The organism is Streptomyces sp. NPDC023541, from assembly GCF_055559995.1.
The window spans coordinates 175708-197975 of record NZ_JBVHJO010000004.1 but is presented as its reverse complement, the minus strand read 5'-3'; the positions used below and the strand labels follow the sequence as shown (position 1 = coordinate 197975).

The 22268-nt window shown below is 71.3% G+C and carries 19 protein-coding genes; 13 read left to right on the top strand and 6 right to left on the bottom strand.

What is annotated here, in order from left to right; all coding sequences use genetic code 11:
- Positions 1-149 precede the first annotated feature (149 nt).
- The 4 genes from ACZ3X1_RS11490 to serA all read left to right on the top strand — a co-directional run bounded on the left by ACZ3X1_RS11490 (position 150) and on the right by serA (position 5636).
- On the top strand, positions 150-2036 hold the full coding sequence (locus ACZ3X1_RS11490) for an acetolactate synthase large subunit (protein WP_356810589.1): 1887 nt from the start codon (positions 150-152) through the stop codon (positions 2034-2036).
- Between the two features lie 32 nt (positions 2037-2068).
- Positions 2069-2593 carry an acetolactate synthase small subunit gene (gene ilvN / locus ACZ3X1_RS11485; RefSeq protein ID WP_069922074.1) on the top strand — a complete coding sequence of 175 codons (525 nt, stop codon included), beginning with the start codon at positions 2069-2071 and terminating at the stop codon, positions 2591-2593.
- Positions 2594-2735: 142 nt separating this feature from the next.
- Positions 2736-3737 carry a ketol-acid reductoisomerase gene (gene ilvC / locus ACZ3X1_RS11480; protein WP_030664757.1) on the top strand — a complete coding sequence of 334 codons (1002 nt, stop codon included), beginning with the start codon at positions 2736-2738 and terminating at the stop codon, positions 3735-3737.
- Positions 3738-4046: 309 nt separating this feature from the next.
- A complete protein-coding gene (gene serA, locus ACZ3X1_RS11475; protein ID WP_467278848.1) occupies positions 4047-5636 on the top strand; it encodes a phosphoglycerate dehydrogenase in 1590 nt (529 codons plus the stop codon).
- A 125-nt stretch (positions 5637-5761) separates the two neighbouring features.
- Here the strand turns inward: serA and ACZ3X1_RS11470 are convergent, their stop codons facing one another.
- Positions 5762-7318 (bottom strand): MFS transporter, encoded by a 1557-nt coding sequence (locus tag ACZ3X1_RS11470; RefSeq protein ID WP_467278844.1) that lies wholly within the window; start codon positions 7316-7318, stop codon positions 5762-5764.
- A gap of 102 nt (positions 7319-7420) precedes the next feature.
- Here ACZ3X1_RS11470 and ACZ3X1_RS11465 point away from each other — a divergent pair, with 102 nt between their 5' ends.
- Complete coding sequence (locus ACZ3X1_RS11465) at positions 7421-7999, top strand: TetR/AcrR family transcriptional regulator (RefSeq protein ID WP_467278842.1); 579 nt, start codon at positions 7421-7423, stop codon at positions 7997-7999.
- 125 nt (positions 8000-8124) lie between these two features.
- Here ACZ3X1_RS11465 and ACZ3X1_RS11460 read toward each other — a convergent pair whose 3' ends face one another.
- A complete protein-coding gene (locus ACZ3X1_RS11460; protein ID WP_467278839.1) occupies positions 8125-9099 on the bottom strand; it encodes an NAD(P)-dependent alcohol dehydrogenase in 975 nt (324 codons plus the stop codon).
- Positions 9100-9232: 133 nt separating this feature from the next.
- A complete protein-coding gene (locus tag ACZ3X1_RS11455) occupies positions 9233-10570 on the bottom strand; it encodes a PucR family transcriptional regulator (protein ID WP_467278837.1) in 1338 nt (445 codons plus the stop codon).
- A 159-nt stretch (positions 10571-10729) separates the two neighbouring features.
- Between ACZ3X1_RS11455 and ACZ3X1_RS11450 the strand changes: the two genes are divergently transcribed.
- Together ACZ3X1_RS11450 and pruA are read left to right on the top strand one after the other, a co-directional pair.
- The gene (locus ACZ3X1_RS11450) at positions 10730-11656 is read left to right on the top strand and encodes a proline dehydrogenase family protein (RefSeq protein WP_356810583.1); all 927 of its coding nucleotides are present in this window, start codon (positions 10730-10732) and stop codon (positions 11654-11656) included.
- 31 nt (positions 11657-11687) lie between these two features.
- Positions 11688-13319: an L-glutamate gamma-semialdehyde dehydrogenase gene (gene pruA, locus ACZ3X1_RS11445; RefSeq protein ID WP_356810582.1), complete on the top strand. Its 1632-nt coding sequence runs from the start codon at positions 11688-11690 to the stop codon at positions 13317-13319.
- A gap of 513 nt (positions 13320-13832) precedes the next feature.
- On the opposite strand, the gene ACZ3X1_RS11440 is transcribed toward pruA, so the two are convergent.
- Positions 13833-14534, bottom strand: a complete 702-nt coding sequence (locus ACZ3X1_RS11440) for a nitroreductase family protein (RefSeq protein WP_467278833.1) — start codon at positions 14532-14534, stop codon at positions 13833-13835.
- A 191-nt stretch (positions 14535-14725) separates the two neighbouring features.
- Between ACZ3X1_RS11440 and ACZ3X1_RS11435 the strand changes: the two genes are divergently transcribed.
- Positions 14726-14980, top strand: a complete 255-nt coding sequence (locus tag ACZ3X1_RS11435; protein WP_467279507.1) for an SMI1/KNR4 family protein — start codon at positions 14726-14728, stop codon at positions 14978-14980.
- A 116-nt stretch (positions 14981-15096) separates the two neighbouring features.
- On the top strand, positions 15097-15633 hold the full coding sequence (locus ACZ3X1_RS11430) for a GNAT family N-acetyltransferase (RefSeq protein WP_467278831.1): 537 nt from the start codon (positions 15097-15099) through the stop codon (positions 15631-15633).
- A gap of 167 nt (positions 15634-15800) precedes the next feature.
- On the opposite strand, the gene ACZ3X1_RS11425 is transcribed toward ACZ3X1_RS11430, so the two are convergent.
- Positions 15801-16814, bottom strand: coding sequence for an NADP-dependent oxidoreductase (locus ACZ3X1_RS11425; RefSeq protein ID WP_467278828.1), 1014 nt, complete (start codon positions 16812-16814; stop codon positions 15801-15803).
- 100 nt (positions 16815-16914) lie between these two features.
- Here ACZ3X1_RS11425 and ACZ3X1_RS11420 point away from each other — a divergent pair, with 100 nt between their 5' ends.
- The 4 genes from ACZ3X1_RS11420 to ACZ3X1_RS11405 all read left to right on the top strand — a co-directional run bounded on the left by ACZ3X1_RS11420 (position 16915) and on the right by ACZ3X1_RS11405 (position 20621).
- Entirely contained in the window at positions 16915-17799 is an 885-nt protein-coding gene (locus ACZ3X1_RS11420) for a LysR family transcriptional regulator (protein WP_467278826.1), read from the top strand.
- A 260-nt stretch (positions 17800-18059) separates the two neighbouring features.
- Entirely contained in the window at positions 18060-18188 is a 129-nt protein-coding gene (locus tag ACZ3X1_RS11415; RefSeq protein WP_258054012.1) for a hypothetical protein, read from the top strand.
- An 81-nt stretch (positions 18189-18269) separates the two neighbouring features.
- Positions 18270-19310: a 3-isopropylmalate dehydrogenase gene (locus ACZ3X1_RS11410; protein ID WP_356810576.1), complete on the top strand. Its 1041-nt coding sequence runs from the start codon at positions 18270-18272 to the stop codon at positions 19308-19310.
- Between the two features lie 225 nt (positions 19311-19535).
- Positions 19536-20621, top strand: coding sequence for a branched-chain amino acid aminotransferase (locus ACZ3X1_RS11405; protein ID WP_391697506.1), 1086 nt, complete (start codon positions 19536-19538; stop codon positions 20619-20621).
- A 75-nt stretch (positions 20622-20696) separates the two neighbouring features.
- Here ACZ3X1_RS11405 and ACZ3X1_RS11400 read toward each other — a convergent pair whose 3' ends face one another.
- Positions 20697-22121: a cytosine permease gene (locus ACZ3X1_RS11400; RefSeq protein WP_467278823.1), complete on the bottom strand. Its 1425-nt coding sequence runs from the start codon at positions 22119-22121 to the stop codon at positions 20697-20699.
- Between the last annotated feature and the right edge of the window lie 147 nt (positions 22122-22268).

Below are 22268 nucleotides of genomic sequence, written 5' to 3'. Positions count from 1 at the left end.
TTGGAAAGCGCGTCGGCTGAAGCTGGGACCTGCATGTCCCCGCTCAACACACCCGACGCGCTCCCCTCGCTTGCCTCCTGGCACGAGGGGTTTTTTGTTGCACTGGCACAGAGTCGAATCCGCGTAAAACCCTCAGCTTCGAGAAGAGAATGCCGATGACCGAGCAGGCCACCGGGGCCCACCATCCGCAGCCGCGGCCCCGTTCCGGCGGACAGCAGTCCGCCGCAGTTGAGCACGTCACGGGTGCGCAGTCCCTCATCCGCTCTCTCGAAGAGGTGGGGTGCGACACCGTCTTCGGGATTCCGGGAGGTGCCATCCTCCCCGCGTACGACCCGATGATGGACTCGAAGAAGGTCCGTCACATCCTGGTCCGCCACGAGCAGGGAGCCGGCCACGCCGCCACCGGCTACGCCCAGGCCACCGGCAAGGTCGGCGTCTGTATGGCCACGTCCGGCCCGGGCGCCACCAACCTGGTCACCCCGATCGCCGACGCCCACATGGACTCCGTCCCGCTCGTCGCGATCACCGGCCAGGTCTCCTCCAAGGCGATCGGCACCGACGCCTTCCAGGAGGCGGACATCGTCGGCATCACCATGCCGATCACCAAGCACAACTTCCTGGTCACCAAGGCCGCGGACATCCCGAAGACGATCGCCGAGGCGTTCCACATCGCCGCCACCGGCCGTCCCGGCCCGGTCCTCGTCGACATCGCCAAGGACGCCCTGCAGGCGAAGACGACCTTCTCGTGGCCGCCCTCCCAGGACCTCCCCGGCTACCGGCCGGTCACCAAGCCGCACGCCAAGCAGATCCGCGAGGCCGCCAAGCTCATCTGCCAGGCCAAGCGCCCGGTGCTGTACGTCGGCGGCGGCGTCATGAAGTCCGGCGCCACCGCCGAGCTGAAGGTCCTGGCCGAGCTGACCGGCGTCCCGGTCTGCACCACCCTGATGGCCCTCGGCTCCTTCCCCGACAGCCACCCGCTGCACGTCGGCATGCCCGGCATGCACGGCAGCGTCACCGGCGTCACCGCGCTGCAGAAGTCGGACCTGCTGATCGCGCTGGGCACCCGCTTCGACGACCGCGTCACCGGCAAGCTGGACAGCTTCGCCCCCTTCGCCAAGATCATCCACGCGGACATCGACCCGGCCGAGATCGGCAAGAACCGCGCCGTCGACGTCCCGATCGTCGGTGACGCCCGCGAGGTCATCGCCGACCTGATCCAGGCGGTCCAGGCCGAGCACACCGAAGGCAACGCCGGCGACTACACCGCCTGGTGGAACGACCTCAACCGCTGGCGCGAGACCTACCCGCTGGGCTACGACCTCCCCGCGGACGGCAGCCTCTCGCCGCAGCAGGTCATCGAGCGGATCGGCGCGCTCGCGCCGAAGGGCACGGTCTTCGCGGCCGGTGTAGGCCAGCACCAGATGTGGGCCTCGCACTTCGTCAAGTACGAGGAGCCCCGCACCTGGCTGAACTCCGGCGGCGCCGGAACGATGGGCTACGCGGTGCCCGCCGCGATGGGCGCCAAGGTCGGCATGCCCGAGCGCACGGTCTGGGCGATCGACGGCGACGGCTGCTTCCAGATGACCAATCAGGAACTGGTCACCTGCGCCCTGAACAACATCCCGATCAAGGTCGCGATCATCAACAACGGTGCGCTGGGCATGGTGCGCCAGTGGCAGACGCTGTTCTACAACCAGCGGTACTCCAACACCGTCCTGCACGCCGACGAGACCGGTCACGACACCGTCGGCTCCCAGCTCGGCGAGTCCATCGCCCCCCGCAAGGGCACGCGCGTCCCGGACTTCGTCAAGCTCTCGGAGGCCATGGGCTGCGTGGCGCTGCGCTGTGAGGACCCGGCCGACCTCGACAAGGTCATCGCCGAGGCCAACGCGATCAACGACCGTACCGTCGTCATCGACTTCATCGTCCACGAGGACGCCATGGTGTGGCCGATGGTCGCCGCCGGCACCTCCAACGACGAGGTCATGGCAGCCCGGGGCGTCCGTCCCGACTTCGGCGACAACGAAGACGACTGAGCCGAGAGAGCCCGAGAGAGAGAACGCCTCACATGTCCAAGCACACGCTCTCCGTCCTGGTCGAGAACACGCCAGGCATCCTCGCCCGGATCGCCGCCCTGTTCTCCCGCCGCGGGTTCAACATCGACTCCCTCGCGGTCGGCGTCACCGAGCACCCCGACATCTCCCGCATCACCATCGTCGTCAACGTCGAGGACCTCCCGCTGGAGCAGGTGACCAAGCAGCTGAACAAGCTGGTCAACGTCCTCAAGATCGTCGAGCTGGAGCCGCACAACGCCATCGAGCGCGAACTCGTCCTGGTGAAGGTCCGCGCCGACAACGAGACCCGCTCGCAGATCGTCGAGATCGTCCAGCTGTTCCGCGCCAAGACGGTCGACGTCTCCCCCGAGGCCGTCACCATCGAGGCGACCGGCGGTACCGACAAACTCGGCGCGATGCTCAAGATGCTGGAGCCCTTCGGCATCAAGGAGCTCGTGCAGTCCGGCACGATCGCCATAGGGCGCGGCGGACGGTCCATCACGGACCGCAGCCTGCGCGCGCTCGACCGCAGCGCCTGACCCGGCCGGCCCGGCGGCCGCGCCACGGCGGCGCCCCGGGCCCCGGCAGACACGCTCGGCCCGCATAGCGAGACCGACAGACTCAGATTCCGTTCCCCGCCGTACGGTGGGAGCAACACCAGCGCACCAAGGAGATATCCCAGTGGCCGAGCTGTTCTACGAGAACGACGCCGACCTGTCCATCATCCAGGGCCGCAAGGTCGCGGTCATCGGTTACGGCAGCCAGGGCCACGCCCACGCGCTGTCGCTCCGTGACTCCGGCGTCGACGTCGTCGTCGGCCTGAAGGAGGGCTCGAAGTCCAAGGCCAAGGCCGAGGAGCAGGGCCTGAAGGTCGTCCCCGTGGCCGAGGCCGCCGAGTGGGCGAACGTCATCATGATCCTCACCCCGGACCCGCTGCAGGCCGAGATCTACGAGGAGTCCATCAAGGACCACCTCAAGGAGGGCGACGCGCTCTTCTTCGGCCACGGCTTCAACGTCCGCTACGGCTTCATCAAGCCCCCCACCAACGTGGACGTCGCCCTGGTCGCGCCGAAGGGCCCGGGCCACCTGGTCCGCCGCCAGTACGAGGAGGGCCGCGGGGTCCCGTGCATCGCCGCCGTCGAGCAGGACGCCACCGGCAAGGCCTTCGACCTGGCGCTCTCCTACGCGGCCGGCATCGGCGGCACCCGCGCCGGCGTCATCAAGACCACCTTCACCGAGGAGACCGAGACCGACCTGTTCGGTGAGCAGGCCGTCCTCTGCGGTGGTGCGTCCGCGCTGGTCAAGGCCGGTTTCGAGACCCTGACCGAGGCGGGCTACCAGCCGGAGATCGCCTACTTCGAGTGCCTGCACGAGCTGAAGCTCATCGTCGACCTCATGTACGAGGGCGGTCTGGAGAAGATGCGCTGGTCGGTCTCCGAGACCGCCGAGTGGGGCGACTACATCACCGGCCCGCGCGTCATCACCGACGCCACCAAGGCCGAGATGAAGAAGGTCCTCGAGGAGATCCAGAGCGGCAAGTTCGCCGAGGAGTGGATGGCCGAGTACAAGGCCGGTCTGCCCAAGTACAACGAGTACAAGAAGGCCGACTCGGAGCACCTGCTGGAGACCACCGGCAAGAAGCTGCGCAAGCTGATGAGCTGGGTCGACAACGACGAGAGCTGATCTCGCGGCGGTGGGGCCGGGACGGTCGAGTCACGGCCCCGCCGCGCATCACCGGGCGGTACGGCACATGCCGCGCCGGTGGCCGGAGTGCCGGGAACGGGGCCCTCACGGGCATGGCTTGTCCAACCCGGCCAACCACGGAAGAGTGATCCTTCCGTACAGGCGGAAAACCGGTCCGTCAGCGCCACTACACTGCTCAACACATACGCGTCAGGCCCACAGTGTCGTGCGTCTTCCACGCGGCTACCCCCTCCACCGCCTGCGGCCGTCGGGACGGCCGTCCGCACTGGACTTGTGAGGATGACCCACGTGAGCTCGAAACCTGTCGTACTCATCGCCGAAGAGCTGTCGCCCGCCACCGTCGAGGCGCTCGGCCCGGACTTCGAGATCCGCCACTGCAACGGCGCCGACCGCGCCGAGCTGCTCCCCGCGATCGTCGACGTCGACGCGATCCTCGTCCGCTCCGCCACCAAGGTCGACGCCGAGGCCATCGCCGCGGCGAAGAAGCTGAGGGTCGTCGCCCGCGCCGGCGTCGGTCTGGACAACGTCGACGTCTCCGCCGCCACCAAGGCCGGCGTGATGGTCGTCAACGCCCCGACCTCGAACATCGTGACCGCGGCCGAACTCGCCTGCGGTCTGCTCGTCGCCACCGCCCGCAACATCCCGCAGGCCAACACCGCCCTGAAGAACGGCGAGTGGAAGCGGAACAAGTACACGGGCGTCGAGCTCAGCGAGAAGACCCTCGGCGTCGTCGGCCTCGGCCGCATCGGCGTACTCGTCGCGCAGCGCATGTCGGCCTTCGGTATGAAGATCGTCGCGTACGACCCCTACGTCCAGCCCGCGCGCGCCGCCCAGATGGGCGTCAAGATGCTGACGCTGGACGAGCTCCTGGAGGTCGCCGACTTCATCACAGTGCACCTGCCCAAGACCCCTGAGACCCTCGGTCTCATCGGGGACGAGGCCCTGCGCAAGGTCAGGCCGTCGGTCCGCATCGTCAACGCCGCGCGCGGCGGCATCGTCGACGAGGCCGCCCTGTACTCGGCCATCAAGGAGGGCCGCGTCGCCGGCGCCGGCCTCGACGTGTACGCGAAGGAGCCCTGCACGGACTCCCCGCTCTTCGAGCTCGACCAGGTCGTCTGCACCCCGCACCTCGGTGCGTCCACGGACGAGGCCCAGGAGAAGGCCGGTGTCTCGGTCGCCAAGTCGGTGCGCCTGGCCCTCGCCGGTGAGCTCGTACCGGACGCCGTCAACGTCCAGGGCGGCGTCATCGCCGAGGACGTCCGTCCGGGGCTGCCGCTCGCGGAGAAGCTCGGCCGCATCTTCACCGCCCTCGCGGGCGAGGTCGCGGTCCGCCTCGACGTCGAGGTCTGCGGCGAGATCACCCAGCACGACGTCAAGGTGCTCGAACTGTCCGCGCTCAAGGGTGTCTTCGAGGACGTCGTCGACGAGACGGTCTCCTACGTCAACGCCCCGCTGTTCGCGCAGGAGCGCGGCGTCGAGGTCCGTCTGACCACCAGCTCGGAGTCCCCGGACCACCGCAACGTGGTGACCGTCCGCGGCACCCTGTCGGACGGTCAGGAGGTGTCGGTCTCCGGCACGCTCGCGGGCCCGAAGCACCTTCAGAAGATCGTGGGCATCGGCGAGTACGACGTGGACCTGGCGCTCGCCGACTACATGATCGTGCTGCGCTACACCGACCGCCCCGGCGTGGTCGGCACCGTCGGCCGCGTCCTCGGCGAGGGCGGCCTGAACATCGCGGGCATGCAGGTCGCCCGCGCGGAGGAGCACGGCGAGGCCCTCGCGGTCCTCACCGTCGACGCCGAGGTGCCGGCGGGGGTCCTCGCCGACATCGCCTCCGAGATCGGCGCCGCCTCGGCGCGCACCGTCAGCCTCGCCTGACGCCGCCACGGCAGTGACATGCGGAAGGGCCCGGGGGAGACCCCGGGCCCTTCCGCGTTCCGCCGGCTGCGCCGCGCCGCGCCCCGCCGTTTCGCGCCATGTCGCGTCGTGCCGTGTCGTACCGGTCAGTTGTACGCCGCTTCGTGGGCCCGCGCCCCGGTGGCTCCGGCGGGCTCCGCCGCGGCCGGGGCGGGGGCGCCGATGCCCCGCAGCAGCGCGGCGGCGAGCACGGCCGCCCCGAGCAGCAGCGCCGTACCGCCCCAGGCTGCGTACTGCATGCCGTGGACGAAGGCCTCGCGGGCCAGGGCCAGGACCTGCTCGCCGGCAGCCCCGCCGATCTGGTGTGCGGCGGCGACGGCGCCGCCGAGGGTCTCCCGTGCGGCGGGCTCGGCGTCCGCCAGGTCGCTGCGGTAGACCGCGGTGCCCAGGCTGCCGAGGACCGCCATGCCCAGGGCGCCGCCGAACTCCGTACCGGTCTCCAGCAGGGAGGCGGCGGAACCGGCCTTCTCGGCGGGGGCCGCGCCCAGGGCCATGTCGGAGACCAGGGACATCACGGTGACGATGCCCGAGGCCAGGACTCCGGCGCCGGCCAGGATCAGCCACAGCGAGTCGGTGTCCACCAGGCCGATCAGCGTGAAGCCGGCGGCGGCGAGGACGAAGCCGCCGGCGACGACGTAGGCCCGGTCCGTCTTCTGGGCCAGGGCCGCGGAGACCGGGGCCGCCGCGCCGATGACCACCGAAGGGGCGAGGCTCCACAGGGCGGCTTCCAGGGTGCCCATGCCGAGCACCGACTGGAGGTACTGGGTGGTGAAGTAGGCCGAGCCGAGCATGGCGAAGGCGGCGAGGGTGTTCAGGGCGATGCCTGCGCCGAAACCGCGGCCCCGGAACAGCGAGCGGCTGACCATGGCGTCGTCACGGCTGCGCTGGCGGCGGACGAAGACGTACCCGAAGAGCAGTCCGACGGCGAGGCAGGCCAGGTGGAGGGGCTCGAACCCCTCGGCGGCGATCTCCTTGAGGCCGTACACGACCGGCAGCACGGCGGCCATGGACAGCGGGACGGACCACAGGTCGAAGCGGCCGGGGGCGGGGTCCTTGAACTCCGGGACCAGGACCGGGACCAGGGCCAGCAGCAGCACCATCGCGGGCACGTTGATCAGGAAGACGGAGCCCCACCAGAAGTGGTTCAGCATCACGCCGCTCAGCACGGAGCCGAGGGCGATGCCGCCGGTCATGGCTCCGGACCAGATGGCGATGGCCTTGCCGCGCTGCTTGGCGTCCTGGAAGAGGTTGCGGACGAGGGCGAGCGTGGACGGCATCAGGGTCGCGCCGCCGACGCCGAGCAGGACACGGGCGGCGATGAGCATCTCGGCGCTGGTGGCGTAGGCGGCGCCCACCGAGGCGAGGCCGAAGGCGCCGGCGCCGATCAGCAGCAGCCTGCGGCGGCCGATCCGGTCGCCGAGCGAACCCATCGTGATCAGCAGGCCGGAGAGGGCGAAGGCGTAGCTGTCGAAGATCCAGAGCTGCTGAGTGGCGCTCGGGTCCAGCTGCTCGGTGATCGCCGGGATGGCGAAGTAGAGGACCGAGACGTCCATCGAGACCAGGAGCAGGGGCAGCAGCAGGACGGTGAAGGCGGTCCATTCGCGGCGGCCGGCGAGTCGCGCTGTGGCGGCGGGGTTCGTCATGCCGAGAAACATACACACGTATAAAACGCTTGTCTATGACGGTTGTATGGAACGGGTGTCTTGGACTGACGTATGGGACGGTTGTCTTGCTACGGTGAGGCCATGGGACATCGCGAAGATCTGCTCGAAGGCGCCAAGAAGTGCCTGGTGGAGAAGGGGTTCGTACGCACCACCGCGCGCGACATCGTCAGCGCGTCGGGGACGAACCTGGCGTCCATCGGCTACCACTACGGTTCGAAGGACGCGCTGCTCACCGAGGCTTTCATCGGCCTCATGGAGGAGTGGGGGGCGGTCTTCCACGACGGCCTGGACGGTGAGGGCGGGTCGCTGGAGCGTTTCCGCGCGCTCTGGGAAGGGGTCCTCGGGCAGCACGAGAAGTCCGCGCCCGTCTGGGCGGCCGGCCTGGAGGTCGCGCTCGGCCGGGACCAGCGGCCCGAGCTGCGGGCGATGCTCGCGGCATCACAGGCCGAGGGGCGCCGCGGGTTGATCTCGATGCTGACCGGCACCCCGGAGGACCAGCTCGACCAGCGGGACGTGCGGACCCTGGGCTCCTTCTACCAGGCGCTGCTCAACGGGCTGATGATCCAGTGGCTCTTCGACCCGGAGTCGGCGGCCACGGCCGAGGAGTTCACCGAGGGCATGCGCCGGGCCGCCGAGGCGATGACCCGCCCGCGGACGTAGCCGCAGCCGACCCGGACGCGGCCCCGGACCTGACAGCGGCCCCCGATCTGGCCGCGCCCCCGGATGTGACAGCGCCCCGGATCCGGCCCTGGCCCGGAGCCGCGGCCGGACCCGCACGTCTTCGGCTACAGCGTGATGACCACCTTCGCGCGGGCGTGTTCGACCTCCAGGTACCTGATGGCCTCGGGCACCTCGTGCAGGGGGTGGGTGCGGTCCACGGCCGGGGTGAGGCGGCCGGACTCGATGAGCTCGCGGAGCACCGCCAGGTTCCGGTGGTCCGGCGTCGCCGTGAGGACGAGCAGTCGGTGGCGGACGAAGGGGGCGAGCGCCCGGCCCTTCACCAGCAGGGCCATCGGCCCCACCAGAGTGCCCCCTTCGGACACGCCTCCGCCCGAGAGCACCAGCGTGCCCCCGGTCGTCAGGGCGCGGCGGCACTCGGCGAGCGACCGGTTGCCCACCAGGTCGAAGACGAGGTCGTAGCGCCGGCCGGCGCGGGTGAAGTCCTCGCGTGAGTAGTCGACGACGTGGTCGGCGCCCAGGGAACGCACCAGCTCCGTGTTCCTCGTGCCGCACACGCCGGTCACCTCCGCCCCGAACGCCTTGGCGATCTGAACGGCGAAGGTCCCGACCCCGCCTGACGCACCGTTGACCAGGACCCGCTGGCCCGGCCGCACGCGCCCCAGGTCGCGCAGCCCCATGAGGGCGGTGTTCCCCGCCAGCGGGACCGCGGCCGCCTGCTCGAACGAAAGGTTCGCGGGCATCGGCTCCACCGCGTCCTCCGGGGCGCACACGTACTCGGCGAAGGCCCCCTCGGCCTCGCCGAACACCTCGTCGCCCGGGCGCAGCCGGGTCACGCCCCTGCCCACCGCCTCCACCCGGCCCGCGAAGTCCGTGCCCCTGATGCGCACCTTCGGGCCGCGCAGGCCCAGCGCCGGCCGGGCCAGGTACGGGTCCCCCCGCATGAGGTGCCAGTCGCGCGCGTTGACCGCGGCCGCGTGGACCCGTACGAGCACCTCCCGGTCGCCGACCGGGGGCCGCTCGACCTCCCTCAACTCCAGTACGGCGGGGGAGCCGTACCGGTCCTGGACGATCGCCTTCATCGGGGCCTCCGTAGCGCACCGGCCGGTGCGGACGGGGCCCGCGGACCGGGCGGCCGGCGCTGTTCGCGACGGTAGGGGGCCGGCGGCCACCGGGGCATCGGGGACAGCCCCGAGACGGGCTCGGGGATTACCCTCAGGCCAGGCGGGAGGCCTTGAGGGCCATGTGGAGCAGCAGGCGGTCCTCGCCCGCGTCCAGGTCGAGGCCGGTGAGCTGCTCCACGCGGCCGAGGCGGTAGTAGAGGGTCTGGCGGTGGATGCCGAGAGCGGCGGCGGCGCGGCCCGCCTGGCCGGCGCAGTCCAGGAACACCTCGGCGGTGCGGGCGAGTTCGCGGTGGGCCGGGGAGAGCAGGGTCCGGGCCGCCGGGTCGTCCACCGGGTCGGAGGCCAGGCTCGCCAGCAGCCGGTACGGGCCGATCTGCGACCACTGGGCGACCGGGCCGAGCCGCGGTTCGGCGACGGCCGCGCGGGCCGCGGCGACGGCCTGCTCCCAGGCGGCGGGCAGTTCGGCGAGGCCGCGGACGGGGTCGGCGACCCCCGCGGTCATCCGGTGCGCGCCGCCCGGGGGCCCGGCCGGAGCGGCGCCCGCCGAGCCCGCCGAGCCCCCCGACCCCGCTGCCCGCGTAGCCGCTCCCGCGCCGGCCGCCCCCTGCGCCCGCGATCCCGCGGTGCCCGCGCCGGCCGCCGTGGCCGCCGCCGGTTCCGCCGTGCGCGGCAGCAGCCGTGCCACCGCCGTCAATGCCGGAGACAGTGCGTCCGTCGACCGCAGCCGGAGCAGTACCGCCAGGGCCGGGCCCGCGCCCGCCGGTCCGGCACCCGGCGCGTCGCCCGGCTCGCCCGCGCCGCTACGCCGGGGTACGAGGCACACGGCCGCCGCGCCCGGCACGGACGCCGGAGCCTCGCCGGGCCACGGCGCCACGCACACCGCCGCGTGCAGGCCGTCCCCGCCCGGCCCGAGGGCGGCCCGCAGCGCCGCCACCGCCATGTCCTGCTGCCACCCCCGCCCGGCAGTGAGCACCGCCCGGAACTCCCGCGACAGGTCCGCCCCCGCTTTCGCCTCCTCGGCGAGCAGCACCCCGATCCGCTGGGCCACCTCCATGGCCGCGTCCAGCGCCGCCGGCTCCGGACCCGGCGCGCCGGGCTCCTGGTCGAGCAGCCACACGTAGCCCTGCACGATGCCCCGGTGGCGCACCGGCAGGCAGATCCGCCCCCGGAACACCCCGGCGTCGGGGGCCGCCGGGATGCGGACGGGGCCGGTGGCGCGGGCGATGCCGAAGCCCTCGAACCAGGACCGGACGTCCGCCGTCGACTGCCGGGTCAGGATCGATCGGGTGCGGACCGGGTCCATCGCGAGATCGTCGTCGCTGTCGTGGGCACCGAAGGCGATGAGGCGGAAGTCCCGGTTCTCCAGGGTCGCCGGGGCGCCGAGGAGCGCCGAGATCTCGTCCACCAGGTCCTGGTAATCGCCCTTCACCCGGCCATTCTCCCACCCGCGGCCCCGCTCTTCAGACAGATGTATGAGATCGCGGACACGGATGCGTGACAGCTGTCGATGGCAGAGGATCAAAGCGATCCTTAGGTTTCACGGTGGTTTTACTTGCGCTTTTCTTCTGCCACCCGCTGGAGGTGCCCCGTGCTGGGTCCCGTGATCCTCGCCGCTTCGCGCAGCGACAAGATGCGTCGTATCGTCTCGGCCGCCCCGGTGACCAAGCCCGTGGTGAACCGGTTCATCCCCGGCGAGACCGTCGACCAGGTCATCCCGATCGTCGAGGACCTCACGGGCAAGGGCCTGGAGGTCACCCTCGACGTCGTGGGCGAGGACATCACCGAGGTGGCGCAGTCGCACGCCGCCCGTGACGCCTACCTCCAGCTCATCGAGCGCCTCGCGGAGCTCGGCCTCGGCGAGAAGGCCGAGATGTCCGTGAAGCTGTCCATGTTCGGCCAGGCGCTGGAGGGCGGCCACGAGCTGGCCCTCGCCAACGTCCGCCCGGTCGTCGAGGCGGCCGCCGCCATCGGCACGACCGTGACGCTGGACGCCGAGGACCACACCACCCTCGACTCGATGTTCGCCATCCACGAGGAGCTGCGCAAGGACTTCCCGCAGACCGGCTGCGTGATCCAGGCGTACCTCTTCCGCACCGAGGCCGACGCCCGCCGCCTGGCCGCCGACGGCAGCCGCGTGCGCATCGTCAAGGGCGCCTACAAGGAGCCCGCCGAGGTCGCCTACCAGGACAAGGCGGAGATCGACAAGGCGTACGTCCGCATCCTGAAGATCCTGATGGACGGCGAGGGCTACCCGATGATCGGGTCCCACGACCCGCGCCTCATCGCCATCGGCCAGGAGCTCGCCCGCAAGGCCGGGCGCAAACTGGACGAGTACGAATTCCAGATGCTGTACGGCATCCGCAGCGAGGAGCACCTGCGGCTCGCCGCCGAGGGCCACCGCATGCGCGTCTACACCGCGTACGGGACGGACTGGTACGGCTACTTCATGCGCCGCCTCGCGGAGAAGCCGGCCAACCTGCTCTTCTTCGTCCGCTCGATGATCACCAAGAACTAGCCAAGAACCAGGTCAAGGAGTTACCACCCCCATGGATGCTGTGACCCAGGTCCCCGCTCCGGTCAACGAGCCGGTCCACTCGTACGCCCCCGGCACCCCGGAGCGCACGCGCCTCGAAGAGCAGCTCAAGCAGCTGTCCGAGAACCCGATCGACCTTCCGATGACGATCAACGGCGTCAAGCGGATGGGCGGCGGCGAGCGTTTCGACGTGGTCCAGCCGCACGACCACAAGTCCGTGCTCGGCACCTACGCCAACGCCACCGAGGCCGACGCGCAGGAGGCGATCGACGCCGCCCTGGCCGCCGCCCCGGCCTGGCGCGCCATGTCCTTCGACGACCGCGCCGCGATCATCCTGCGCGCCGCCGAGCTGCTGTCCGGCCCGTGGCGCGAGAAGCTCGCCGCCTCCACCATGCTGGGCCAGTCGAAGACCGCCCAGCAGGCGGAGATCGACACCCCGTGCGAGCTCGTCGACTTCTGGCGCTTCAACGTCCACTTCGCCCGCCAGATCCTGGCCGAGCAGCCGGTCGCGAACTCCGCCGGCGTGTGGAACCGCAGCGACCACCGCCCGCTCGAGGGCTTCGTCTACGCGATCACGCCGTTCAACTTCACGGCCATCGCCGGCAACCTGCCGACCGCTCCCGCCCTGATGGGCAACGTGGTCCTGTGGAAGCCGTCCCCGACGCAGACCCACTCCGCGGTCCTCCTCATGGAGCTCCTGGAGGAGGCCGGCCTGCCCAAGGGCGTCATCAACCTGGTGACGGGCGACGGCATCGCCGTCTCCGAGGTGGCCCTGAACCACCCCGAGCTGGCCGGCATCCACTTCACCGGCTCGACCAAGACCTTCCAGCACCTGTGGAAGACGGTCGGCAACAACATCGAGAAGTACAAGTCCTACCCGCGCCTGGTCGGCGAGACCGGCGGCAAGGACTTCGTCGTCGCGCACCCGTCCGCGGACCGCGCGATCCTGAAGACCGCTCTGACCCGCGGCTCCTTCGAGTTCCAGGGCCAGAAGTGCTCGGCGTCCTCGCGCGCCTACGTCCCGGCCTCGATCTGGAACGACGGCTTCAAGGAGGCCTTCGCGGCCGAGGTCGACGGCATCACCATGGGCCCGGTCACCGACCTGACCAACTTCATCGGCGCCGTCATCGACGACCGGTCCTTCGCGAAGAACAAGGCCGCGATCGACCGCGCCAAGGCCGACCCGACCTGCGAGATCGTCGCCGGCGGCACCTACGACGACTCGGAGGGCTACTTCGTCCGCCCGACCGTCATCGTGTGCAGCGACCCGGAGAACGAGGTCTTCACGACCGAGTACTTCGGCCCGATCCTGGCGATCCACGTCTACGAGGACGACAACTACGAGGCCATGCTGGCGCAGATGGAGTCCGTCTCGGCGTACGCCCTGACCGGCTCGATCATCGCCGCGGACCGCTACGCGGCGGCGGACGCGATGGAGAAGCTCCGCTTCGCGGCGGGCAACTTCTACATCAACGACAAGTCCACCGGCGCCGTCGTCGGCCAGCAGCCCTTCGGCGGCGGCCGCGCCTCGGGCACCAACGACAAGGCCGGCGCCGCGTCCAACCTGCTCCGCTGGACCTCGACCCGCTCCATCAAGGAGACCCTGGTCCCGCCGACCGAGTACGGCTACCCCCACATGGGCTGACCTCCGGCCCCCTGCTGAACCCCGCCCCCGTTCCGGTACCCCCAAGTCCGGAGCGGGGGCGGTATCCATTTCCCGGCCGGGCAACTGCTGCTAGCCTGGGCCCAGTTGTCGCGTACGGCGACCAGCTCCGATACCCGGTCCCGGTGACCTGGGGGAGCCAAGGGCTCTGACGAGTTCCCGTACGTGGTGGGACAGACCGCTGGGAGATACGCAACCTCTACGCGCCCGTACCGGGACCGGCGCCCGGGGAGACGTATCGGTTCACCTCCGCCCGGCCGGCCGGACCGGACTGTCCCTCGGCCTGCACCCGGCCATGGCGGACCGGGTCCTCTCCACGGTGCTGCCTCGCATCGACGAGTACTACGGCGGACTCCGCGGGGTGCCAGGGCTGCGCATCGTCCCGGCGGGGCGCAGCTGGATCCTGACCCACCTGCGGGGGAGGGCCGCGGTACGCGGAAGCCCACGGCGGCGGGCCGTCCGGGCCGCCCCCGGAGCAGCCCGCCGGGGAGGGCGTCACACCTCCACGACGACCTGGTCGAGGGACTTGCGCACCAGGTCCGGGACCACGCAGTCGTCCGCCGGGTAGCCGACCGGGATGACCGCGAAGGCCTTTTCGTTCGCCGGGCGGTCCAGGACCTGCCCCAGGAAGCGCATCGGGCTCGGCGTGTGGATCAGCGCGGCGAGGCCGCTCAGGTGCAGGGCGGACAGGAGCATGCCGACCGCGATGCCGACCGACTCGTCCACGTAGTAGTGCTTGCGCTTGGTGCCGTCCGGGCCGAGCCAGTACCGCTGCTGGAAGACCACGATCAGCGCGGGGGCGTCGGTCAGGTGGGTCTTCACGGCGTCCGTGCCGAGCGGGCGCAGGGCCGCCAGCCATTCGTCGCCGAGGCGGCCGTCGTAGGAGAGCTCCTCCTCCTGTTCCGCCGCCGCGCGGATCTGCCCGCGAACGGCCGGGTCCTTGACCAGGACGAAGGTCCACGGCTGCTGGTGCGCCCCGGACGGCGCCGTCGCCGCGCACGCGATGGCGTCCCGGACGACCTGCTCGGGCACCGGGTCGGGGGAGAAGTGGCGTACGGTCCGCCGCTCCTCCATCCTGGCCCGCAACTCGGCGGCCCGCGCGAGCGATTCGTGCTGCGGCAGCCGCTCGGGCCGGTAGGCGGTGGGGCGGTACGGCTGGCCGTGGGTGGGGGTCCACTGCTGGGTATCGGGCGACATGGGCCGAGTCTGCCGACGGATTGGTCCAGACCGCTAGAGCCGCTTCGGCCGATGGCGGCCGGTGTTCGGCGTTCGGCGTCCGCAATGCGGTCCTTGGTACGGTCGCGGGATGAGCGACTGGGGCGCGGGCGGGGGCGCGGGCGCGGACGTGGTGAGGGCACGGCTGCGGGCGAAGAGCCTTCCGCTACGCACTGCCGCCGCCGCTGCCGGAGGCGGAGATCCGGGCCTTCGAGACGGAGCACGGCATCGGGCTGCCCGAGGAGTACCGGACGTTCGTCACGGCGGTCGGCGACGGCACCGCGGGCCCCGAGCACGGCCTGATGCCGCTGACCGCCCCGCGCCCGAGGCCGACGAGGACCGGGCGGTGGCCGGCGAGTGGGAGGACGACCGCGGCCCGGGCCGGCTGGCCGCGCCCGAGCAGGGGCGCGGCATGTATTCGAGGCTGATCCTCAGGCGGGCCGCCGGCCGGTCAGGTCCGGCACCCGGCCCAGGACTCCGGTACCTGCGTGCCCGAGAGCCCCGACTGCCGGACCCCCTGGTACACCGACTGGCTGGAGCATTGATGGACACGCTGACCGCGCACACCTCGCAACTGACCGCGGACGAGCTCCGGGCGATCAGGTCCCTGCTCGACGACGCCTTCGAAGGGGACTTCGCCGACGAGGACTTCGAGCACGCGCTCGGCGGGATGCACGTGGTGATCGGCGTCGACGGCCGGCTCGTCGCCCACGGCAGCGTCGTGCAGCGGCGGGTCGTGCACCGCGGACGCGCCCTGCGCACCGGGTACGTCGAGGCCGTGGCCGTACGGGCCGACCTGCGGCGCCAGGGCCTCGGCGGGCGGGTGATGGCCCGCCTGGAGGAGGTCGTCGCGGGCGCCTACGAGCTCGGCGCGCTCTCGGCGTCCGAGGAGGGGGCCGGGCTCTACCTCGCCCGCGGCTGGTCGGTGTGGCCGGGCCGGGTGGGCGCGCTCTCGCCGGTCGGGCCGGTGCGGCTGCCCGAGGAGGAGGGCTCCACCTATGTGTGGACACCGCCCGGCGGCGTCCGGCTGGACCCCGCCGCACCGCTCGACTTCGACTGGCGCGACGGGGACGTCCTCTAGGACACCCGGGCCGTCTCGATGTGGCTCGTTCAGCGGCGCGACCAGGAGCCGTCGGAGGCGGGCCAGGATCGTGAAGGCCACGGGCGAGGCGGAGGAGTCCGTCATCTTGAACCAGATGGCCGCCTTGCCGGTCCCGGGCTCCACCGTGAACGTCGGGGTGGCCGGAATCAGACGCTGATCCGCACCAGCATCTTGCCCACGTTGTCCCCGCGGAGCATGCCCCGGAAGGCATCCACCGTGTGCTCGAACCCCTGCACAACGGTGGTGTCGGTACCGATCCGGCCACTGCGCAGATGCGGGACGAGGAAGTCCTCCAACTCGTCCTGCAGACCGGTGTGATGGCGGACCAGTACACCCTCCAGGCGCAGCGACTTGTGCACGACCTCGAAGAGGTTGCGGGGCGCGGCGGGGGAGCGGTCGCCGTTGTAGGTCGAGACGGCGCCGACCCAGGCGATCCGCCCGAACTCGCGCAGTGCGCCGATCGCGCCCTCCAGGTGCTCGCCGCCCACGTTGTCCACGTAGACGTCGATGCCCTCGGGGGCGGCCTTCGCGAGCTGCCCGCCGACCGGTCCGTCGTGGTAGTCGAACGCCGCGTCGAAGCCGAGGACTTCGGTGAGGTGGCGGACCTTCGCCGCCGAGCCGGCGCTGCCGACGATCCGCCGGGCGCCCAGCAGCCGCGCGATGTGCCCCGTGGCGGTGCCCACCCCGCCCGCGGCGGCGGAGACGAACAGGTCCTCGCCCTCCCGGAGCGCCGCGGTCCGCGTCAGGGCGGCGTACGCCGTCAGGCCGGTGCCGCCGAGGATCGAGAGGTATGCCTCCAGCGGGACGCCCGCGTGGCCGCGCAGCTTGCGGGTACCGGCCTCGCCGAGGGTGACGAGGGCGTGCGTGCGCCATCCCTCGCGGTGGAAGACCAGGTCGCCCTCGCGCAACCCCGGGTCGCGGGAGGCGATCACGCGGCCCACCGAGCGGCCCTCCAGCGGGGTGTTCAGCTCGAAGCCGCCCTCGCCGCCGTCCATCAGGCCGCGGTGGTACGGGTCCACGGAGAGCAGCAGGTTCTCCACCAGGGCGGTGCCGGGCCCCGGCTCGGGGACCGGGGAGGAGACGTGGGCGAAGTCGGTGGCGGCGGGGAAGCCGTCGGGGCGGGCGATCTGGTGGACGGCGTGAGCGGTGTGCGTGGTCATGGCCCGACGCTAGGAAGGAATCACCGGGCCGGGCAGGGAGTTGGGTTCATGGAAGTCACTCATCCATGAACGACACTCATACAACGAGGTGGGGGCCCCGGTGTCCGATCTCCTCCCGCAGGAACTGCGGATCCTGGTCGCCGTCGCCGAAGCGGGCGGCTTCTCCGCGGCCGCCGCGGCGCTCGGCCTCACCCAGTCGGCCGTGTCCCACTCGGTGCGCGGCAGCGAGGCCAAGCTCGGCGCGGTGCTCTTCGAGCGGGGGCGGTCCGGGGCCCTGCCCACGCCGGCGGGGGAGCGGGCGGTAGGCCACGCCCGCCGCATCCTGCGGATGTACGAGGCCATGCGCGCGGAGGCGCGCGGCGCGGGCCGGGCCGGGGGCCGCGACACGCTCCGGGGCGTGCTGCGGATCGCGGCCTTCCGCAGTGCCGCCCTGCACCTGCTGCCACCCGCCCTGGAACGGCTGACCGCCCGCCACCCGGGGATCCGTCCCGAGGTCCGCGTGGTGCGCGAGATCGGCGCCGGCACGGCCGGGGAAGTGGCGGCGGGCCGTGCGGACCTGGGCATCGCCACCCTGGGCGGCCCGCAGGACGCGGCGCCGCCCGGCCTGCTGACCGGAGTGCTCGCACGGGAGGCGTACCACCTGGTCCACCCGGCCGGGCACCCCGACCCGAGGTCGCTGCCCCTCATGGACTGGGACGAGAACTGCGGCTCCTACACCCGTGCCTGGTGGCGGGCCCAGGACTGGATCCCGCGGGCCACGGTCAAGGCGGAGGACGACGCGATGGTGCTGACCATGGTCGGCCGCGGTCTCGGCATGGCGATCATGCCGGAGCTGTCCCTGCGGGATGCGACCGAGGCGGTGGAAATCACCGGTCTGGGCCCGGAGGGGCCGGTGAGGCAGGTGGGGTACGTCACTACGGCGGAAGCCGCCGCAACCCACATCGTCAGGGCTCTGATCAGGGAACTCCGCTCCGAGAGGGGATGAAACGGAGCCTCGGGGCGACGCGTTTCGCGGGGATTCCCGTCTCAGATAGTAGGAAGTCCGAGTAATTGCCGAGACATACAGCTGGACCTGGCCTAGCTTTGTAGAAGCCGAACGTCTCGCCGATCAGGCGAATGGCGGTCGAGAGCGCGCGCCCCTGGCAGGCAACCCCTGCGGCGCACTGCTCCCCGCCTCTTCCGGCGCCTTGAAGGAACCCCTCATCCGTGGCCCCGCCACGCCGTGATCTCAAGGAGTCGATCACCATGACCGCAACCACCACCGCCCGCCGCGTCCGCCACGCCTCCGCCTCGGCCGACGAGCGCAAGAACGCCGCCGCGGCCCTGCAGCGAGCCCTCGACCGCCGTGACAACGGCGGCTCGACCGGCCACTGAGACAACGCAGGTCCGGGACATTTCACGTCCACATGGTGGACGTGAAATGTCTGAGGGCTGGACACGGAGTACGGTTTCGCCATGTCGACCAGCATCAATCTCGCAGTGATCCCCGGTGATGGCATCGGCCAGGAAGTCGTGGCTCAGGGACTCAAGGTCCTTACCGCGGTCCTGCCCCAGGATGTGAAGCTGGAGACCAGGCAATACGATCTCGGCGCCCAGCGCTGGCACCGCACCGGCGAGACCCTCCCGGACGCGGAGCTCGAAGCCCTCAAGCACCACGACGCGATCCTGCTGGGCGCCATCGGCGACCCCTCGGTCCCGTCCGGCGTGCTGGAGCGCGGCCTGCTGCTGAAGCTGCGCTTCGCCTTCGACCACTTCATCAACCTGCGCCCGTCGAAGCTGTTCCCCAACACCGCCACCCCGCTGGCGGGCCGCCCGGACATCGACTTCGTCGTCGTCCGCGAGGGCACCGAGGGCCCGTACACCGGCAACGGCGGCAGCCTGCGCACCGGTACCCCCGCAGAGGTGGCCACCGAGGTCAGCGTCAACACCGCGTACGGTGTCGAGCGCGTCGTCCGTGACGCGTACGAGCGGGCCAACTCCCGCCCCCGCAAGAAGCTGACGCTGGTCCACAAGAACAACGTCCTCGTGTACGCGGGTCACCTGTGGAAGAGCATCTTCGACAAGGTCGGCCAGGAGTACCCCGAGGTCACCACCGACTACCTGCACGTCGACGCGGCGACGATCTTCTTCGTCACCCAGCCGGAGCGCTTCGACGTCATCGTCACGGACAACCTCTTCGGTGACATCCTCACCGACCTGGCCGCCGCCGTCACCGGCGGAATCGGCCTCGCCGCCTCCGGGAACATCAACCCGACCGGCGCCTTCCCGTCCATGTTCGAGCCCGTCCACGGCTCGGCCCCGGACATCGCCGGCACCGGCAAGGCCGACCCCACCGCGACGATCCTCTCCGTCGCCCTCCTGCTGCGGCACCTGGGCCACGAGGCCGAGGCCGTCCGGATCGAGGACGCGGTCTGCGCCGACCTCGCGGAACGCGACGGGACCTTCCGCTCCACCGACGCGATCGGCGACGCCCTCGCCGCGCGAGTAGCCGGCTGACCCGGCCGCTCCACCTCAGGAAGCCGCCGGGTCACAATGGGACCTGGCGGCTTTTCCTGTGCGGCCCCGGGTGCCACCATCTCCCTGGGCCGCAATCCCCCGCTTCTCCGAAGCCTGCCCGCGGGCGATAATCGAACGCGAGGCCGCGGAATGCGGGGAAGCTCGGACGTCCTAGTACGCCGTGAGCGCGGTCCGCCATACACAACCGGTGAAGGACAAGCACTCATGACGACGCCCACGATCGAGCTCAAGCCCTCCTCGAACCCGCTGTCCGACGCGGAGCGCGAGGCGATCCTGGCCAGCCCCGGCTTCGGCCGCCACTTCACCGACCACATGGTGACGATCAAGTGGACCGAGGGACGCGGCTGGCACGACGCCGAACTGGTCCCGTACGCGCCGCTCTCGATCGACCCGGCGAACATGACCCTGCACTACGCGCAGACGATCTTCGAGGGCCTCAAGGCCTACCGCCAGCCCGACGGCACCGTCGCCACCTTCCGCCCCGAGGCCAATGCCGAGCGCTTCCAGGCCTCGGCGCGCCGCATGGCGATGCCGGAGCTGCCGGTCGAGCTCTTCATCGAGGCCTGCGACGCCCTGATCAAGCAGGACCGCGCCTGGGTGCCGGACTCCGGCGAGGCCTCCCTCTACCTGCGCCCGTTCATGTTCGCCTCCGAGGTCGGCCTCGGCGTCCGCCCGGCCAACGAGTTCCTCTTCATCGTCATCGCCTCGCCCGCCGGCGCGTACTTCCCCGGTGGCGTCAAGCCCGTCTCCGTCTGGCTCTCCGAGGACTACGTCCGCGCGGTCAAGGGCGGCACCGGCGCCGCCAAGACCGGCGGCAACTACGCGGCCTCGCTGGTCGCGCAGGCCCAGGCCGCCTCGCACGGCTGCGACCAGGTGGTCTGGCTCGACGCCGTCGAGCACCGCTGGATCGAGGAGATGGGCGGGATGAACCTGTACTTCGTGTACGGCGACCGCATCGTCACCCCCGAACTCACCGGCTCGCTCCTTCCCGGCATCACCCGCGACTCCCTCCTCACCATCGCCCGCGACCTCGGCTACACCGCCGAGGAGGGCCGCCTGACCACCGAGGACTGGCAGCGCGACAATGCCAACGGCACCCTCACCGAGGTGTTCGCCTGCGGTACGGCCGCCGTGATCACCCCGGTCGGCTCGGTCAAGTCCGAGGGCGCCAACTGGATCCAGGGCGACGGCGAGCCCGGCTCCGTCACCATGCGGCTGCGCAAGGCGCTGCTGGAGCTCCAGACCGGCCACGCCGCCGACACCCACGGCTGGATGCACCCCCTGGGCTGACCCTCCCCCGTACACGAACGGGCCCGCACTCCGGAAACTCCCGGGGTGCGGGCCCGCTCGCGTACGGGGGAGGGCTCAGGCGTTCGCGGGCTCCTCGGCGGCGGCCACCGGGGCCGGGGCGGGCGCGCGGCGGGCGGTGAGCGCGGTGTGGACGAGCCCGCCGGTGAGGCCGGAGAGGACGAAGGAGCAGTCCACGCCGCCGGTGAGGGCCAGCAGCGGGCCCTCGTAGAAGGGGGTGGTCACAGCCAGCAGGCCGACGACCGCGCCGACCGCCCAGGAAGCGGTGGCCGCGACGTTCCAGCCGGAGCGGTACCAGTAGACCCCGCCCACCGAGCGGCGGTTGAAGACCTGCAGCGCGTCGGCGTCGTAGAGCCCCCGGCAGCGCACGTGGCCGATCAGGGTGATCACGGCCCACGGGGTGCCGATCGCGGTCAGCACCAGCACGAAGGAGGTCATCGCGGACTGCACGTCCCACTCGAAGGACCCGAAGAAGACGAATGCGGTGGCGACGACGGCGGCGATCACGGTCGCCGTGGTGCGGGTCGCGCGGGGGACGATCGCGTCGAGGTCCAGGCCCATGGAGTAGAGCATCAGCCCGGCGTTGCCGACCGAGCCGGCCGCGGCGGCGGCCAGCAGCGGCACCAGGTACCACAGCGGCGCCGCCTCGACGAGCGGACCGGCGTAGTCCAGGCCCGCCCGGGCGGCCAGCGCCGTGTACGTGCCGAAGAGCTGCGGGATCAGCAGGCCGATCAGCAGACCGAACGCGGTGGCCCACAGGACCTTGCGCGAGCCGTGGCGGCGCGGGGAGATGTAGCGCGTGTAGTCGCCCAGCAGGGTGATGAAGGCGACGGGCCCGCTGAGCCCGGCGGCGACGGCGGCCAGCAGCCACGTCGGCCAGAAGGAGCCGAGCAGGTACGAGGTCTCGGGCGGCGCGGCCGTGGTGAAGTCCGGGGCGTAGGCGACGACGCCGACCGCCAGCAGCACCACCATGCCGATGGACAGCACCTTGCTCATGCGCAGCAGCAGCCGGTAGCCGAAGACGGCCGCGACGACGGTACACGCGGCGAGCAGGCCGTACATCACGGCCCGGGAGAGGCCGGTGTCCGGGAGCCCGGTGAGCCGCGCGAGGGTGCCGACCATGACGTCGCCGCCGATCCACAGCGTGAGGGCGGTGTAGCCGAGCGAGAGCAACAGCCCCACCACCGATCCCACGAGGCGTCCGCGCACGCCGAACTGCGCACCGCTGGAGGTGGAGAGGTTGGTCGCGGTGCGCAGGGAGACGAGCGCCAGCGGCGCGGTGAAGGCGATGCCGACGAGGGTGCCGGTCACGATGGCCGTGACCGAGGGCCACAGGCCCAGCCCGAAGGAGGGGGGCAGCCAGCCGAAGACGATCACACCGAGGCACAGGTTGGAGCCGAGGAGGATCGATATCAGGTCACGGGGACCGCTGGTCCGCTCCTCCTCGGGGATGGTGTCGACTCCGCGCTGTTCGATGGGCATGGGGGACTCCCTTGGCAGGGCGGGGGGTGGTTGCGCTTGTGTTTGAGCGACACTCAATGTGGCTCACGCCTTGCGTCCAGGTCAATGATTCCCCGCAACGAATTGAAGAGTTAGAGTGATGCTCTAACCCATCGACTCAAGAGGTGG